The sequence below is a fragment of the Corynebacterium sp. ZY180755 genome, from assembly GCF_054331495.1.
Window position 1 is genome coordinate 1,607,317 of sequence record NZ_CM135811.1, and the last position, 16,528, is coordinate 1,623,844.

The 16,528-nt window shown below is 52.6% G+C and carries 14 protein-coding genes, 1 tRNA gene and 1 pseudogene; 3 read left to right on the forward strand and 13 right to left on the reverse strand.

The features are described from left to right. Nucleotides 1-31 precede the first annotated feature (31 nt). Nucleotides 32-1,222, reverse strand: coding sequence for a 1-deoxy-D-xylulose-5-phosphate reductoisomerase (dxr, locus tag ACXM2N_RS07400; RefSeq protein WP_458491070.1), 1,191 nt, complete (start codon nt 1,220-1,222; stop codon nt 32-34). A 410-nt stretch (nt 1,223-1,632) separates the two neighbouring features. On the opposite strand from dxr, the gene ACXM2N_RS07405 reads away from it, so the two are divergent. Next, entirely contained in the window at nt 1,633-2,058 is a 426-nt protein-coding gene (locus ACXM2N_RS07405) for a DUF2631 domain-containing protein (protein WP_458487378.1), read from the forward strand. Nucleotides 2,059-2,188: 130 nt separating this feature from the next. Here the strand turns inward: ACXM2N_RS07405 and rlmN are convergent, their stop codons facing one another. Further along, nucleotides 2,189-3,295, reverse strand: coding sequence for a 23S rRNA (adenine(2503)-C(2))-methyltransferase RlmN (gene rlmN, locus ACXM2N_RS07410; protein ID WP_458487380.1), 1,107 nt, complete (start codon nt 3,293-3,295; stop codon nt 2,189-2,191). Nucleotides 3,296-3,436: 141 nt separating this feature from the next. On the opposite strand from rlmN, the gene ACXM2N_RS07415 reads away from it, so the two are divergent. Next, the gene (locus tag ACXM2N_RS07415; protein ID WP_458487382.1) at nt 3,437-3,838 is read left to right on the forward strand and encodes a LapA family protein; all 402 of its coding nucleotides are present in this window, start codon (nt 3,437-3,439) and stop codon (nt 3,836-3,838) included. A 58-nt stretch (nt 3,839-3,896) separates the two neighbouring features. On the opposite strand, the gene ACXM2N_RS07420 is transcribed toward ACXM2N_RS07415, so the two are convergent. The 5 genes from ACXM2N_RS07420 to rpsB form a co-directional block, all read right to left on the reverse strand. After that, a complete protein-coding gene (locus tag ACXM2N_RS07420) occupies nt 3,897-4,775 on the reverse strand; it encodes a phosphatidate cytidylyltransferase (protein ID WP_458487384.1) in 879 nt (292 codons plus the stop codon). Between the two features lie 177 nt (nt 4,776-4,952). After that, nucleotides 4,953-5,510, reverse strand: coding sequence for a ribosome recycling factor (frr, locus tag ACXM2N_RS07425; RefSeq protein ID WP_458487386.1), 558 nt, complete (start codon nt 5,508-5,510; stop codon nt 4,953-4,955). A gap of 93 nt (nt 5,511-5,603) precedes the next feature. Next, nucleotides 5,604-6,344: a UMP kinase gene (pyrH, locus tag ACXM2N_RS07430; RefSeq protein ID WP_458487388.1), complete on the reverse strand. Its 741-nt coding sequence runs from the start codon at nt 6,342-6,344 to the stop codon at nt 5,604-5,606. Nucleotides 6,345-6,615: 271 nt separating this feature from the next. After that, a complete protein-coding gene (gene tsf, locus ACXM2N_RS07435; RefSeq protein ID WP_458487390.1) occupies nt 6,616-7,443 on the reverse strand; it encodes a translation elongation factor Ts in 828 nt (275 codons plus the stop codon). Nucleotides 7,444-7,773: 330 nt separating this feature from the next. Further along, nucleotides 7,774-8,583, reverse strand: a complete 810-nt coding sequence (gene rpsB / locus ACXM2N_RS07440) for a 30S ribosomal protein S2 (RefSeq protein ID WP_458487392.1) — start codon at nt 8,581-8,583, stop codon at nt 7,774-7,776. Nucleotides 8,584-9,297: 714 nt separating this feature from the next. On the opposite strand from rpsB, the gene ACXM2N_RS07445 reads away from it, so the two are divergent. After that, the gene (locus ACXM2N_RS07445; RefSeq protein WP_458491072.1) at nt 9,298-9,816 is read left to right on the forward strand and encodes a M23 family metallopeptidase; all 519 of its coding nucleotides are present in this window, start codon (nt 9,298-9,300) and stop codon (nt 9,814-9,816) included. On the opposite strand, the gene ACXM2N_RS07450 is transcribed toward ACXM2N_RS07445, so the two are convergent. From ACXM2N_RS07450 to ACXM2N_RS07475, 6 genes and pseudogenes are all read right to left on the reverse strand, one after another. Continuing rightward, nucleotides 9,791-10,675, reverse strand: coding sequence for a tyrosine recombinase XerC (locus ACXM2N_RS07450; protein WP_458487394.1), 885 nt, complete (start codon nt 10,673-10,675; stop codon nt 9,791-9,793). The two genes, ACXM2N_RS07445 and ACXM2N_RS07450, sit on opposite strands and share 26 nt — an antisense overlap. 144 nt (nt 10,676-10,819) lie before the next feature. Beyond that, nucleotides 10,820-12,068 (reverse strand): annotated as a pseudogene (locus ACXM2N_RS07455) (IS256 family transposase). A gap of 235 nt (nt 12,069-12,303) precedes the next feature. Continuing rightward, complete coding sequence (dprA, locus tag ACXM2N_RS07460; protein ID WP_458487396.1) at nt 12,304-13,479, reverse strand: DNA-processing protein DprA; 1,176 nt, start codon at nt 13,477-13,479, stop codon at nt 12,304-12,306. Then, on the reverse strand, nt 13,476-15,083 hold the full coding sequence (locus tag ACXM2N_RS07465) for a YifB family Mg chelatase-like AAA ATPase (RefSeq protein ID WP_458491074.1): 1,608 nt from the start codon (nt 15,081-15,083) through the stop codon (nt 13,476-13,478). Before ACXM2N_RS07465 ends, dprA begins: the two co-directional genes overlap by 4 nt. Continuing rightward, complete coding sequence (locus ACXM2N_RS07470) at nt 15,070-15,435, reverse strand: YraN family protein (RefSeq protein WP_458487398.1); 366 nt, start codon at nt 15,433-15,435, stop codon at nt 15,070-15,072. The genes ACXM2N_RS07465 and ACXM2N_RS07470 overlap by 14 nt, the downstream gene beginning before the upstream one ends. Nucleotides 15,436-16,389: 954 nt before the next feature. Then, nucleotides 16,390-16,463: transfer RNA gene (locus ACXM2N_RS07475), tRNA-Ile, on the reverse strand. Between the last annotated feature and the right edge of the window lie 65 nt (nt 16,464-16,528).

Here is a 16,528-nt window from a genome sequence, read left to right on the forward strand (position 1 = left end):
ACGGGCAGGTGGACCTTTTTGTTTCTCCGATTTAGGTGAGCTTGGCCACGAGCTCGTCCGCTAGGCGACGTGCCTCTCCTTCGACTGCCAGTACATCCTCAACACTCGAGGCAGGCTTAGCAAAGGAATCAGCACGGGACACAACGTCAGCTACCACGTCAACGATCTCAGGGAATCTGATTCCTCCCTTGAGGAAGGAGTCAGCGGCTTGTTCATTGGCAGCGTTGTAGACCGCAGGGAAGGTACCTCCCTTAGTAGCAACATCCCGCGCCAGCTGAACCGCCGGAAATGCTTCGTCATCGACTGGCATAAACTCCCACGTGGAGGCTTCACTGAAGTTGAGACAGTTTTGAGCTCTCGGGACACGATGCGGCCAGTACATCGCCAGTGAAATCGGCAGTTTCATGGATGGCGGAGATGCCTGGGCAATGGTTCCTCCGTCTACAAACGTCACCATTGAGTGGACGATCGACTGCGGGTGTACTGTCACGTCAATACGATCCGCAGGAATGTCGAACAGCAGCGTAGCTTCAATGAGCTCCAGTCCCTTATTCACCAAGGTAGCGGAATTCAAAGTATTCATTTGCCCCATAGACCACGTTGGGTGGGCAGCCGCTTGCGCTGGGGTCACATCCATCATCTCTTCTCGGGTCCATCCTCGGAACGGCCCGCCAGAAGCTGTCAGTACAAATCTATCCACTTCAAAACGAGTACCCGACCTCAAAGACTGCGCCATGGCAGAATGCTCAGAATCCACTGGGATAATCTGCCCTGGAGCCGCCATCTCAGTAACCAAACGACCACCCGCAACAAGCGACTCCTTGTTAGCCAACGCAAGGTATGCCCCAGACTTTATGGTCGCAATAGTTGCGTTAAGTCCTAGGGATCCGACCAAACCATTTAGGACCGTGTGAGCTGGAACGTCCTCAACAAGCTGGGTTGCTGAGTCCTTGCCTGAACGGACTATTCCGCCCAAGGCTGCGGATACTTCTTTGGCAGCATCATCGTTTGCTACAGCAACCTTATCCGCGCTTAGTCCTAAGGCCTTAGCCTGCTGAATAATTAACTGCGGATTACGCCCACCAGCAGCGATACCCACTACTTCGAACTTGTCAGGATTGTCAGCTACAACCTCAAGAGCTTGAGTTCCGATTGATCCGGTGGAACCAAGGATCAAGATCGTTCGGCGACCGGAATTCTGGGCGCTTTCACCAAGGTGCAAACTGGCGCCGGTAGTTTCTGAAATGATTGGGTACTGGGAGTTTGAGGTATTCACGTTTTTCATTATCCCTTTGGCGCCTTAATCATGAGCCCAGTGACACCCGCAAGATGCTGTAACAAAAGAATTTGCGCCTAGTCAGAAATCAGACTTACTCCCCCGAACGGGTAACAACTTTCGGATGATGAAGGCCGATTTCAGCCCGCAATTTTCGTGATTTTTCTTGCATCCCAACCCCTTTTAATGGAAGAACGCGATCAATGCCACAATTCGAAGTGCCAACAATGTCGCATTTGCCGTGTGTATGTGAAAAAATAGCGGTTATATCGAACGTTTAAATTCACCCGCGCTCATAGAGTTCTCATCTCGGCGAACTCATGCAAGAGCGCGGAGATAAAAATAAGGAGAAGGACGTGGCTGGTTCCCACGAGATCGCCCCCGAGGTCCACAACGGCGTTTCCACCCTAGACGAGCCTTCGGCTGCTTGGGGTTGGCACGGACTTGGACGAAACGCTATCCAGATTGCTGGCTGGATTTCCGTCCTGTTCCTGCTGGCATACAACTTTGGTAACCACAAGGGGCACGTTGAAACGATTTACCTCTTCGTCTTTGCCGCACTGATTGCAGTGGGCCTGTTGCTTCACTTGTTCCAGCCAAAGGGCCGCCAGGTTAAGAAGGTAACTGCTCACAACAAGCCAGTTGGCCACAAGGAGCCGGATTGGATCTACCTGCAGTCCACAGCTACCGGCCCTTACGCTGAACTAACTGATTCTCAGCTGCGCGCTCTGAACATCGAGCCAAGTCGCGTGGCACACCTTCGCAACACTCCTCAGGCGTAGAGTTTTGCCAAGCCTATTGACTCGGACCACTTAATGGTGGTCCGAGTTTTTTGCAATTATTTTAGCCAAAACCTGTCAATGCGGGGCCGTTCGTCAAAGGTGAACCGCCCCGCATTAGCAGGTCTCATATTTACTTCTCTTCAGCCGCTAGCTGACCACATGCTGCGGCTATTTCCTGACCCTTAGTATCACGAACCGTACATGGCACGCCCTGCGCAATAACACGGCGAACGAACTCATCCTGACGATCTTTAGGAGAAGCATCCCACTTTGATCCAGGTGTTGGGTTGAGCGGAATCAGATTGACGTGAACCTTGGATCCCAAAGCCTTGTGAAGTTTCTTTCCCAACATGTCAGCTCGCCACCCATGATCATTAATGTCACGAATAAGCGCATACTCAACAGACACGCGCCGCCCTGACTTGTCAGCGTAGTAACGAGCCGCATCCAAGACCTCAGACACAGACCAACGGTTGTTCACAGGAACAAGCTCATCACGCAGCTCGTCATCAGGAGTGTGTAAGGATATTGCAAGAGTTACAGACATATCCTCATCTGCAAGCTTTCGAATCGCGGGTGCAAGTCCGACAGTAGAAACAGTAACGTTGCGCTGGGAAATTCCGAATCCGTCCGGAACTGGCTGGGTTATCTGGCGAACGGCTGAAACTACTCGTTTGTAGTTCGCCAGTGGCTCGCCCATTCCCATGAACACAATGTTAGTCAGACGACCGCCTTCAGCTTGCATAGTGGCAGCAGCATTGCGAACTTGGTCAACGATCTCACCTGTAGATAGGTTACGGTCCAAACCGCCCTGGCCGGTAGCACAGAACGGGCAAGCCATGCCACAACCGGCTTGGGAAGATATGCAAAGTGTCGCACGATCTGGGTAGCGCATTAAGACGGACTCAAGCAATGTACCATCATGCAACTTCCACAGGGTTTTCTGAGTTTCCCCGTCATCAGCTTCCACGTCACGAAGTGGAGTCATCATAGCTGGGAACAGTTTTTCCTTAACTGCTTCGCGCTTATCCGCAGGAAGATCCGTCATGGTCATTGGATCAGCATTAAGGTGACCGTAGTAGTGTTTAGCCACTTGGTTGGCGCGGAATTTCGGAAGACCTAGCTCTGCGAAAGCCTCAATGCGTTCTTCCTTGGTGAGATCCGCAAAATGCTTGGGAGGCATCCTGCGGCGACCAGCACCGAAGTTCAAAGGAATAGGTGTAGATGATTCAGCCATAGTGAGTTCTATTGTTCCATGTGCGACCAGAGAATTACACATCGAAGCATTCGTGACTCGATTATTGAGAACCGAGTCTCATGAATAACAATGGGGTAACAAAATTGGCAGTTTAGCTGCCGGTAAAGTTGAATGGATCTTATGGATAAGAATTACACCCCAGATCCACTGAACAACGAAGCGGTCTCTGCAACGACGCCGGATTACAATTCCACTGTTGACAACGCTCCTGCACGTCCGGAAGGTCAAGATGGCTACACCACCCCATCCGATGCGCGTGTAAGCGAGAAGAAAGCAGTCAAAAAGTCCTTTGCAGGTGGCGCTTGGGCTGCACTGATCATCGGTGCGCTTCTCCTGATCCTTCTTTTGGTCTTCATTTTGCAGAACCAACAGAGCGTCACTCTTTCCTTCTTTGCTTGGGAGTTCGCTGTCCCTGCAGGTGTTGGCTTCTTGCTCGCTGCTGTTGCCGGTGGCCTCATCATGGCTATGGTGGGCGGTGTGCGCATGATGCAGCTGCGTCGCCAAATTAAGCGCGGTAAGTAAAAGCGACAAATAACCGGCTTAGAAGCTAACAGATGCTTCTAAGCCGGTTTTCTCATTTTCAGGCCATAGTGATGAAGCTCAAGATGACCCACGTGACCATAGCTGCAGGAAGCATGCCGTCCAATCGATCCATCAATCCCCCATGCCCTGGGATCATTCGCGACATATCCTTGATGCCAAGCTCACGCTTAAACTGCGACTCCACCAAATCGCCCAGTGTCGCGCAGATTACCAAACCAATACCAAGCAGGATGCCCCAGTAGAAAGGCTGACGCAGGAGGAAATGCACCATTAGCACGCATACCACCACACCTGCGACCATCGAGCCTGCAAAACCTTCCCACGATTTTTTGGGGCTAACAGCTGGTGCCATAGGGTGAGATCCGAACATTACGCCCGCAACATAACCGCCCGTATCGGAGGCTACAACACACACCATAAAGGTGATGATAAAGAATGCGGCTGATACTTCTTCAGTCTCGACTTGGGAAAGCATTGCGGCAAAAGAGCCGAAGAGCGGGATCCAGGCTAAGACAAAGATAGCCATTGCAGAATCTCGGAGGTAGTTCTTAGGATGAGTATTCCTGCCGTGATGGAACAAACGAGTGAACATCACTGCTAGAACTGAAGTTACGAAGCCAGCTACCAATCCCTTAGCGCCGAATGGAAGACTCATCCAGATCATGAACTGTCCGCCAACCAGCACGACTCGGCGCTGTACTACGTACCCTCGTTCAGAAAGCCTTCGATGGACCTCCCACGTCCCAAGAAAGACAGCCACTGCAACAAGCGCATACCAAGTCAACGCACCAAGGAAGATGCAGATCAGCACCAATGCTGCGAGACCAATGCCCACAGGTACAGCAGTTTTGAGATCACGTCCAGCCGAGTTCTTCGGTTTGATGATGTGATCTAACCGAGGCGGTTTCGAATCCATTGCGTGTGAACGCTCCTTGCCTTGGTGGTATTGGTTTACACCTTGTTACAGAGATTATGGGCGCAAACCACTTTAATTCCGTGATTCAGCGCCCATCAAAGGAAGGAAGCTTTCCGTTTTCCCCTTCCTCTGAGAAGCTCCCATTAGCGGAAGCTCTCTAGATCTTTATAGGAAGATCTAGACTTCCATTAGCTCAGATTCCTTCTTGGCCACCAGATCATCAACTTCACCGACGTACTTCTGGGTAACCTTATCGAGCTCTTTTTCTGCTGCCTGAACTTCATCCTCGCCGGCATCGCCGTCCTTCTGGATCTTCTTCAGGGCATCCATGCCTTTACGACGAACGTTGCGGATTGCGATCTTGCCGTCCTCGCCCTTGCTCTTAGCAACCTTGACCAATTCCTTACGACGCTCCTCAGTCAGCTGTGGAACAGTAACGCGCAGAACCTGGCCGTCATTGGTGGGATTAACACCTAGGTCGGAGTTACGAATAGCGTTCTCGATCTCACCCATCATGCCCTGCTCGTAAGGCTTAATCAGCAGCATGCGAGCCTCAGGAACAGAGATGGTAGCCATTTGCGTAATCGGTGTCGGAACGCCGTAGTAATCAGCAATTACATTGTTGAACATCGCAGCGTTCGCGCGGCCGGTACGGATAGTTACCAGCTCATTTCGGGTACGCTCTACAGACGTAGCCATGTGCTCTTCAGCTTCGAACAGTACTTCATCGATCATTGAGATCTCATTCCTCTAAAAATAAATTTATTGTAATCCGCTCACGCGGAAGATTGTTAAGACCGATTGGCAGCGTGATCCTTCGGGAGTCCGCTAGGACTGGACCAAGGTGCCAATCTGCTCACCGGATACGGCACGAGCAATGTTGCCCTCTTCTAAGAGGTTGAAAACTAGGATTGGCATATCATTATCCATGCACAGCGAGAATGCCGTAGCGTCAGCAACCTTCAAGCCCTGTTCAATAACCTCGCGAGGGGAAATCTCCGAGTAGAGCTTTGCATCAGGGTTGGTGCGAGGATCATCAGAGTAGACACCATCAACTGCCTTAGCCATCAATAGCACTTCACAATCGCATTCGAGGGCGCGCTGTGCCGCTGTAGTGTCAGTGGAGAAGTAAGGCATGCCCATGCCACAGCCGAAGATCACTACACGCCCCTTCTCCAAGTGACGCTTTGCACGAAGGGGAAGGTAAGGTTCAGCAACCTGCGCCATGTTGATGGAAGTCTGCACACGGCAGTCAACGCCAAGCTGCTCCAGGAAATCTTGAAGCGCAAGGCAGTTCATTACTGTGCCCAGCATGCCCATGTAGTCAGAACGGTTTCGGTCTAGGCCACGCTGTTGCAGTTCAGCACCGCGGAAGAAATTGCCGCCACCGATTACCACAGCTACCTCTGCGCCAGACTCGGAAACCTGTGCAATCTGCTTTGCAACATTGGATACTACATCTGGATCGATACCAACAGAACCTCCACCGAACATCTCGCCGCCAAGCTTAAGCATTACACGCTTGTATCCGGTTCGTTTATCTGCAGTATCGGAGACAGCTTCTGCCATGGTGTTAAAAACCTTTCTAAGGTTTGCTACGTGTGGTTTATTCATTATGTCTCGGTTTTACAAGCTCATAATTCAAACGCTTAGTTTACCTTGTTTTAGACGTTTAGTGGTACGCACTCCCCCGTGCCCGAACACAGCTAAAATACCCAAAGATGAAAAAAGCGCGGCTTTGCTAAGTAATTCCTACACTTAGCAAAACCGCGTTCAATTCCAGCACCGAATTGCGAGGTGGCCGAATAGTAAGTCACCACGTAATCGGAAGGATGTTTAATTAGTGCTGGCCAACCTCAAAGCGCTCGAATGCGGTCAGGGTAACGCCTGCCTCATCCATAACCTGCTTAACGGACTTCTTGTTATCCGCAACGGAAGGCTGCTCAAGAAGAACTACGTCCTTGTAGAAGCCGTTCAGACGACCCTCAACGATCTTAGGGATAGCCTTCTCTGGCTTGCCCTCTTCACGGGTGATCTGCTCAGCGATGGAGCGCTCCTTCTCAACAACCTCTGCAGGAACGTCCTCGCGGGTTAGGTAGCTAGCCTTGAGAGCAGCAACCTGCATTGCAGCAGCGTGAGCAGCAGATTCAGCAGCTTCACCCTCGCCGGTGTATGCAACCATGACACCCACAGCTGGTGGCAGGTCTGCGGAACGGTGGTGCAGGTAGACGGAAACATTCTCGCCTTCCACGGTCACAGCGCGACGCAGCTCGAGCTTCTCACCGATCTTTGCGGACAGTTCCTGAAGAACCTCAGAAGCTGGGCGACCGTCAACGTCAGCAGCAGCCAGTTCCTCTGGGGTGTTAGCCTTAGCAGCAGCGGCTGCATCAGCAATCTTCTGTGCGAGTTCCTTGAACTCTGCGTTCTTAGCAACGAAGTCAGTCTCGGCGTTGACCTCAACCATGGTGTTGCCAGAAACAGCAATCAGGCCCTCGGTTGCGTTGCGCTCTGCGCGCTTGCCGACATCCTTTGCGCCCTTGATGCGCAGGAGCTCGACTGCCTTGTCGAAGTCACCATCGGTCTCAGCCAGTGCCTTCTTACAATCGAGCATGCCGGAACCGGTGATCTCACGCAGCTTCTTAACATCTGCAGCGGTGTAGTTCGCCATTTGGGGGCGACCCTCCTTGAATTATTGGGGAAATTCTTTAGTGAATTTTTGCCTCGTCCAGCCTAACGGTTTTTGAAATCCTGTGCAGAACCAAAGCACTACACGCGAGATCAAGACTAAAACCGCGCGGAAAGCACGAGAGCGTTAGAAGCGATGGGTTTAAAGCCCTACTAGGCTTCCGAAGATTTACAAAGCCCCTGTGCAGGAAACGCACAAACATCATCACTATGGGAAATGTATACAGTACGAATTTGCTAGCACAGGGGCTTGTGAAGGAGTAACTCTTATTCCTTTGCGATATTCAATTAACCGCAGAAGAGAAAAGGAATTTTACTCTGCAGCCTTCTCTTCAGCTGCTGGTGCTTCCTCAGCTGGAGCCTCAGACTTCTCAGCCTCTGCGCCCTTGTTTGCATCGCCTGCTGCTTCCTTCGCAGCTGCGAGCTGACGCTCTTCGCGAGCCTTCTTGCCCTCGATAACTGCGGTGGAGATTACGCGGGTCAGGACCTCGATGGAGCGGATGGAATCGTCATTACCAGGAACCGCGTAGTCAACCAGGTCTGGATCACAGTTGGTATCGAGGATAGCTACAACTGGGATGTTGAGCTTGTGAGCCTCGTTAACAGCGATGTGCTCCTTGTTGGTGTCTACTACCCACAGAACAGAAGGAACCTTGGACATGTCCGCGATGCCGCCGAGAACGCGCTCGAGCTTGGTGCGCTCACGGGTCAGCATAAGGATTTCCTTCTTGGTGCGGCCCTCGTAGCCATTCTCAGCCGCGTCCATTGCCTGCAGTTCCTTCATACGGTGCAGACGCTTGGAAACGGTCTGGAAGTTGGTCAGCATACCGCCCAGCCAACGGTGGTTGACGTATGGCATACCTACGCGCTCAGCTTCCTTAGCAACAGCTTCCTGAGCCTGCTTCTTGGTGCCGACGTAGAGTACGGTTCCACCGTGTGCAACGGTTTCCTTAACAAACTCGAAAGCCTGATCGATGTAGGTCAGGGTCTGCTCGAGGTCGATGATGTAGATGCCGTTACGGTCGGTCAAGATGAAACGACGCATCTTTGGGTTCCAACGGCGGGTCTGGTGACCGAAGTGAACACCAGAATCGAGAAGCTCACGCATGGTTACAACTGCCATGGGTCTCCCTTTCTCTTTAGGTTTTTCCAATATCTATACGTTGGTTATGTGTAGGTTCTCTCTACACCCTGGCGATCATCACCTTGTCCAACACCAAGAAATAATTCGAGGACCAAGTCGGACTAGGCGGACCAGACGAACCACCAAAACAATTTGTGAAGTCAGTCATTGGATAACCGCGCGAAGTCAGTGCGTCTGCATCTCAGCCAATTTAAAACTGAAACGAGCAGACAATAAATCTCTCATTAGCGGATTAAGAAGTCCACCATCTTGGCGATTTATGTCCGCTAATTAGGTATCCGTTGCCTACGTCCAAGGCATTCAACACACTGCAATCGACTATCCTAACCGGATTCCACCAAAAATAAAAATCATTTCCCGCTGGACAAGTACCACTTTCGAAGGACCAACCGCCATTCACGTTTTTACCCCTCGGTGAACCGTCCCCATGTGAGGAAAATAACGGACAAATAGTCATGAAAGCGTCACCAGCTTTTAAAAGATCTCGAAGGGCGTTAGTCCTCAAATAAACGCGACTTGTTATGGAACTAGCCCAACTCTTGTGAGTTTTGTTAAAACAGCGCATTGAGTTATCCACAGAACTGCGGATTTGTGCTCCGCGCTCTGTCCCGACTTCGTAACTTCTCTTACGTTTATGTCATGAGTATTCGCAGACACCTGAGCGTAACTAACAACCTTCGTGCTGCTCGATCAATGCCCCAAAGCGGAAGAAGACTGCTTAAACCAAGATTGCCATTATCTCTCTGCCTTTTCGGTTACTTACTATCCTTCGCTTCACCTACCTCGGCACTTGCCTTCGTGAGCCCAACCACAGCTACGGATTACCCCGGCGCGATTTTGCGCCCCTTTGACAAACCTGTTGAAAACTGGCTGAGCGGTCACAGAGGTGTTGATTTGAAGGCACAGGTGGGTGAGATCATCTATTCCGCAGGCGATGGCACGGTTGCTTTTGCAGGAAAAGTTGCTGGAACACCTGTAGTCAGCATTGATCACGAACCAGGAAAGAGAACGACATACCAACCCGTTCATGCCTTTGTTCGTAAAGGCGACGATGTCACCGAAGGACAGCCAATCGGTTACTTAGCCCCGAGCACAGATGGTCACCCAGGGTTACATTGGGGGTTGCTTACAGGTAAGGATGAATACGAAAACCCTCTGAGCTTATTGGAATATCCAGTGATTAGGCTTAAGCCCGTGGGTGAGCATTTTTGAAAGCATCCGCCAGACGCTGCGCACTGACGTGGGTGTAGATCTGCGTTGTTTGAAGAGACGAGTGCCCTAAAAGTTCCTGCACTACTCGGAGGTCTCCCCCACCATCCAGAATGTGAGTCGCCGCCGAGTGACGCAGCGCGTGTGGCCCTAAACCGTCAACACGGACTTCGTGACCAGCTCGTTCTACAATTCGACGTACCTGGCGCGGGTCAATTCGGCCACCACGCGCACCAAGAAAAACCCAGGAACCTGACGATGGGGTAGCTAGAAATCCCCTGCCAGAATCTAACCAAGCAGACAATGCCTCCTGCGCCTTCTTTCCAAAAGGCACCACCCGCTCTTTGTTGCCCTTACCTACAACTCTCAAGGTTCGGTGCGGGAAATCAATAGATGATTCTTTCAGTGCGCATAACTCACTGACACGGATTCCGGTGGCGTACAGCAATTCTAGAATCGCGCAGTCACGCAAGTATTCGGGCTCATTGGTAGCACCAGATGCATGCATAAGATCAGAAGCCTGCGAAGCTGACAACACCTTAGGCAAGTGCTTTGCAGCTTTTGGTGTTACGAGCTTTGCTGCCGGATCCGAGGTGATGTATCCGTGCCTTGCCAACCACGATGAAAACTGACGCGCCGCTGCTGTTCTGCGCGCCAGGGTTGCACGCGATTTTCCATCCTCGACAGCTTGCGCCAACCAGGCCCTCAGATTGTCCACTGTAAAATCTGATAGCTCAGGCGCTCCTTCAGCGAAAAGACGCAGATCAGACTGGTATCCGCGCACTGTAGCAGGAGAACGCCCGACCACCTTTTCCAGGTAGTGGGCGAACTCCTCAATAGCAGCGTTCATCTGGCTAGTCATATCACTAAGCAAGTTTAGTCACACCTACCGGTCGACTACATAAAGTGGTCAAGTCCTGGGTAGTGGTGTATCTGTATTTCGAATCTGGGGTTAGTTTCATGGCGGTGGTTTAGGGGCCGTCTCGGGGATGGGGGGTGAGGGTATTCACGCGGCGTTTTCCTGGTTGTTGTCGCGGTCCTCGTCGATGACCCCAGCGGCGATGATCTCTTTGGTCTGTGTCAGGCTGGCCAGTGACATATAACGTTTCTGTTGGATCCAGTCATCGTGCTGTTCGGCCAAAACCGCCCCAACAAGGCGCACTACAGCGTCTCGGTTTGGGAAGATTCCTACGACATCGCTACGCCGGCGGATCTCTCTATTGAGCCGTTCAGTGGGGTTATTTGACCAGATTTTGCTCCACACCGCTTTCGGCGCAGCGGTAAACGCCAACAGCTCGTCGAGACACTCCTCGAGGTAGTCTGCCACGTTCGGGAACTTGTGCTGGCAGAACTCCACCACATCCCTGGCCTGGACCCACACACGTTGGTGGCATCGGGTTGCTGGAAGATCGTGTGAAACATTGCTGATAGGGTCGGCCACTGGGTCTTCGGTACCTGGGCTGATAGGTTCTTCGCGAAGTGGGTGCGGCACCGCTGCCAACTAGCCTGCGGCAGGCAATCACCCACGGCTGCTTGAATACCAAGATGGGCATCGCTGGTGACCAGGAATACCCCGGTGAGGCCACGGGCGATGAGGTCGCGGAAGAAACCCGTCCACGACGCGGTAGATTCCGCTGTAGCAACCTGCATGCCAAGCAGTTCGCGGTAGCCGTCAGCGTTGACACCTGTGGCCAGTAGCACGCTGGCTTTGACGACTCGGCCGCCTTCCCGCACTTTCATCGTCAACGCGTCACAGGAGAGGTAGTAATACGGGCCCTGGTCCAATGGTCTGGTACGGAATTGTTCGACCATCGTGTCAAGCTCTTTGGCCATCTCGCTGACCTGTGATTTCGATAGGTTGTTGATACCGAGTGTGGCGACTAGGTCGTTCATCCTGCGGGTGGAGACCCCCTTGAGGTAGCAGGTGGCGATAACTGTGGTCAGGGCGCGTTCGGTGCGGCTGCGGCGCTCTAGCAGCCAGTCGGGGAAAAATGAGCCGGTGCGTAGCTTCGGGATTGCCACATCAATACACTGCCGACGCGGGTATCTAGCTGTCGGTGACGGTAACCATTGCGGGTGTTTGTACGATCCGGCGACACTGTTGCATAATCTGCCCCGCAGACGGTGTCTGCCTGGGCGGAGAGAATCTGGTTGATGAAGTCAGTGAGCATTTGGCGCATCAGGTCTGGGGATGCTTGAGTCAGTAGCTCTTCGACATACGCGGTCGGATCGATATGATTGGGGTCAGCGGCCATCGCAGGGTACTTCCTTTCGAGGATAGGTAAGAGTTGATTCGAAAGGTACCCGCGATGGTCGCCTCATTGTGCACCGGCACAAGGCCTACCGCGGGCTACAGATACACCACGCTAGCGGACGCAACCCATAAAGTCGATCAATGAAGCTAACCAAACATAATCCACGGACGTTCAACGCCAACACAGACCTTGCTGATAACGACTATCCCTGAAATTACGAATGCATCCCAACTAGCTACTTGAGTTCTACAATCTCCCAGTTTGAACCTGTCCGAACTACCAGGCCGGCTTTCTCCAGGTGAATAAGAATGTGCATGCACAGTGGCATTGGCAACCCCGCTGAAATCGCTATGTCCGTTGTGGACGTCGGGGTCTTTCCTACCCCGTCATATACGCGCATCTCATTGCGTGTAAGCGCTGACAGAGGCCCACTGGAAAACCGAATTTCGAGGTCCAACGAGGGATCCACGCTACCTAATGCTGACACTAGAGAACGCACTTCGTCAGCATTACAAACCATCTCTGCTTCGTTGTTACGAATACGCTCATGGCAACCCACGGAGCCTTGGTTATTAACAGGCCCAGGCACCGCCATCGCCACTCTGCCGAGGCCCGAGGCCCAAGACAATGTGTTAAGGGCACCGGAGCGCCAACCTGCTTCGATGACCACGACGCCGGAAGACAGCGCTGCCACTAAGCGGTTGCGGGTAAGAAACCTGTGCCTGTGCGGTGGAATTCCTTGCGGGTATTCGGACACCAGCACACCTCCGGATGTCGCAATATGCCTGAAAAGCGTTTTATTGCGCGATGGGTAATTCCTATCCAGACCGCACGCGGCTACCACAACTGTGCGGCCACCCGATCGAAGCGTCTCAGCATGCGCCACCGTATCTACACCGAGCGCACCGCCTGAGACGATGCTCCATTGATGCGATACCAAACCACCCACGATGTCTCGGGTGACAGCAGTACCGTAGCTGGATACTGCTCGCGTACCTACTACTGCAACCGATTGTGCAACCACGGAGGACAAGTTCTCACCAATGACCCACAACGCATGCGGGGCCACCGCATCTGATTGGTAACTGCGAATATGAGGCGAGTTGCCAGAAGCTGCAAAGCCGAAGGCCGAAGCAAACAATTCCGAGGGCCACTCTGAACTATCAGGGGTGATCAACCGACCACCCAGTGAGTCAATGACCGATAGGTCATCATCCACACAGTCCCACGTGTACCGCGATGATGTCTCGCCAATTACCGGCCCGAGCCACTCCGACTGATGACGAATCCCATATGCAATCTTTTCAACATCACCTGATTCCGAATCCAGCAACCCCTGCAACGCCCGAGAAGGCCCCTCGAAGACTCGCGATAAATACGCCCACGCACGAAGCCGATCATCAATCTTCATGCCACATCCTCCGAAGCGTTCTCTACCAAGGAGAGTGAACTCATCTCTTCCGACGACACAAGATTGCCTACCATAGGATCCTCACGCAGCTCGTATGCGCGGGCCACATGCTCAAGCGAAGGTCGCGTTGCTCCGTCGAGGTCAGCCAAAGTCCAGGAAAGCTTGATTGCCCGATCGACACCTCGCTGGCTCAGATCACCGGCGCTAAGCAACGCCCCCAAGTACGCCATGCCTTCATCATCGGGAGCGAACTCGCGTCGCAAGATGTGGGAATTCATCGCCGCATTAGTGACTTCACCAAAACCGGCGGCAGACCACCGCGCAAGTGCCCGCGCCCGCGCCTCAGCTACACGCGCCGCAATTACCTGTGAAGACTCCCCGCCATCAGCGTTCAACAATGGCCCCTTCGACTTGGTCCGGACGAAGATATCGATACGATCTCGTAGAGGACCAGATAGATTGGATAAATACCGCTGGCGAACGACAGGGGTACAGCGGCAGTCCATGACTTCCTCCGCACCGCATCTGCACGGGTTAGCAGCCAACACGAGCTGGAATTCAGCGGGAAACACTACTGATCGATGTGACCGCACAATCCGGACGCATCGTTGTTCCAATGGCATGCGCAAACTATCCAGTATTTGTGCATTTATTTCACTGACCTCGTCGAGAAATAAAACTCCGTGGTGCGCCTTACTTACTGCGCCAGGCACTGGGACAGTTCCCCCACCCAGCAGTGCTGCTTTGGTCACCGAATGGTGCGGTGCCACAAACGGCGGATCACAAATAAAACTTGATCCGGCCTTACCCAGCACCGAGTGGATGGCCATCACTGACAACTGTTCCTCTTTGGTTAACTCTGGGAGGATCGAAGGCAGTCGCTCGGCGATCAAACTCTTACCCGAACCCGGTGGCCCGATCATCATGAAGTTATGACCACCCGCGGCAGCTACCTCGGCGGCAAACTTTGCATCTTCCTGTCCAACAACATCGCTCATATCCAGTACATGCGAATCGTCAGATAATCCGGATAACGAATCAGCCGATTTGCCCCACATATCCAGATGCTCGCTCACTCGCAGCAACTTCGGCTGCCCACTTAGCCATAAATAAGTGTCTTCAATGCTGCTTGCGACGTAGACTTCAATTCCTTCAACGATCTCAACCTCTGCAGCGTTGTCTGCGGGTACCACGGCAAAGCGAATGCCCTGAGAGCGGGCAGCAAGCAATGACGGCAAGACTCCTGAGGTTCCCCTGATTGAGCCGTCGAGGCCAACTTCGCCCAACAGTAGCGTCCTGCTGAGTAATCCAAATGTCTCTTTGTTTCCGGCTGCAATGATGGCCATGCACATTGCTAAATCCATCTGGGTGCCAGTTTTTCGCACACTCGCCGGTGTGAGATTCACGATAACCTTGGTCTTAGGCCATGCCAGTGACGAATTCTGCGTGGCCGTCTTCATGCGGTCAACTGATTCTTTGATTGCCGAATCGGCTAAACCACCGATGTAGGTTCCAGGTAGCCCTGCTCCAACATTGGCTTCCACTGTAACGATTTGGGCTTCTACGCCCACAATCGTTGCCGTCATCGTCCTAGCAAGCCCCACGATCCACCGCCTCATAGTGAGTAATTTCCGGCGAACCGCCCGATTCGATTAACACTGTAATTACGTCAAAGCGCACGGATTCCCAAGAAGATCCAGAGTCCGAAGCCAACCAGGCCCCTGCAGCCCTGCGCATTCGCGCCATCTTCCGAGGCAATACCGCCTCAGCCAACCCAAATCCAGAGTTCTTCCGAGTTTTTACTTCCACAAATACGAGTAAGCTGCCCAGAGAAGCGATAATGTCCGCTTCGCCGACGGTGAATCGTGCGTTTCTGTCGATAATCTTGTATCCGCGCGCGCACAAATACTCAACTGCTATTTCTTCTCCGCGTTGCCCAAGTTCTTGTCTACTCATCGGCAATCGGCGTTGCGCTTGTTTCCTACTCTCTTTCCCCTTCTCTGCTAGCGGCTGTTGGTGTGTCATGGGAGTTAAGTTCCTAACTCCGCCCCGAATCTAAAAAGCAAACATGCTGGAATGCTTCAGTTGAGCAGCATCGGCATCACAACATTATTTCCTTGATAGTACGGCTGGCAGAATAAGCCGAGGACCTCATGCGACTGAATACGCGAAATCTGTGGATAACTCGCTAGGTTTCCGAACTTCTTTTCACAACTAGACAATGACTAGTTGAATCAGCTCGAAATCTCGGAACACCCTTCTACAACCCTGGGCAAGGTCATTGATGATCTCCAGTGCAATCGGTGAACGCATGAGTGGATGCCAGCAATCTACAATGTCCGACTCCTACGGCCGAATCCAGGAACCAGTTTCCGATCGCATCTCCGGTTACACATGTGTACCAAGCAACCATGGACTATGGCCCTTACGTGCTAGTGTCGCCAGTACTGGTGGCAGCCAAACTCGCCCCGCGTCCAATTCCGTGGGGCAACGCCGATGACGAATGACAAGTACGCTATCCGAATATCCATCAGCTGAGTGACCACTCGCAGCGGAGATTCTGTGAAAACCCATCTGCTACGCATACAACGGAATAAAATGTCTGCTGGTCCGATACCCAGAGCTCGCGATCAAACAGTAATCTTTTAACTCTCGAGTTGGTATATCGGAACCAATCCGGCTTTATTACAACGGTGAGTAGGAATAACCAAAGATGGCCTTTCTGCAGCGCATCTCTCTCAAGGCACCACAGCCAGCAGAAGGCCTGATCAACCGGCCGGCCTCATCTGCGACCATCTCGAGCACGGGATGACTGGCCACCGTTGGGCTGGTTCAGATGTAGGCAATTTTCACCACAGAAGGAAGGAGCGGAGCTTGCGGTAATCACCCGCCAAGCTCCGCTCTTATATGTGGGGCCACCGGGGCTCGAACCCGGGACCAATGGATTATGAGTCCACGGCTCTAACCGACTGAGCTATAGCCCCTAAAAAATGCCGATGCAAAATAAGCTTCAATCGCATTCGACCCGATGATTATACCCCGCCGAATG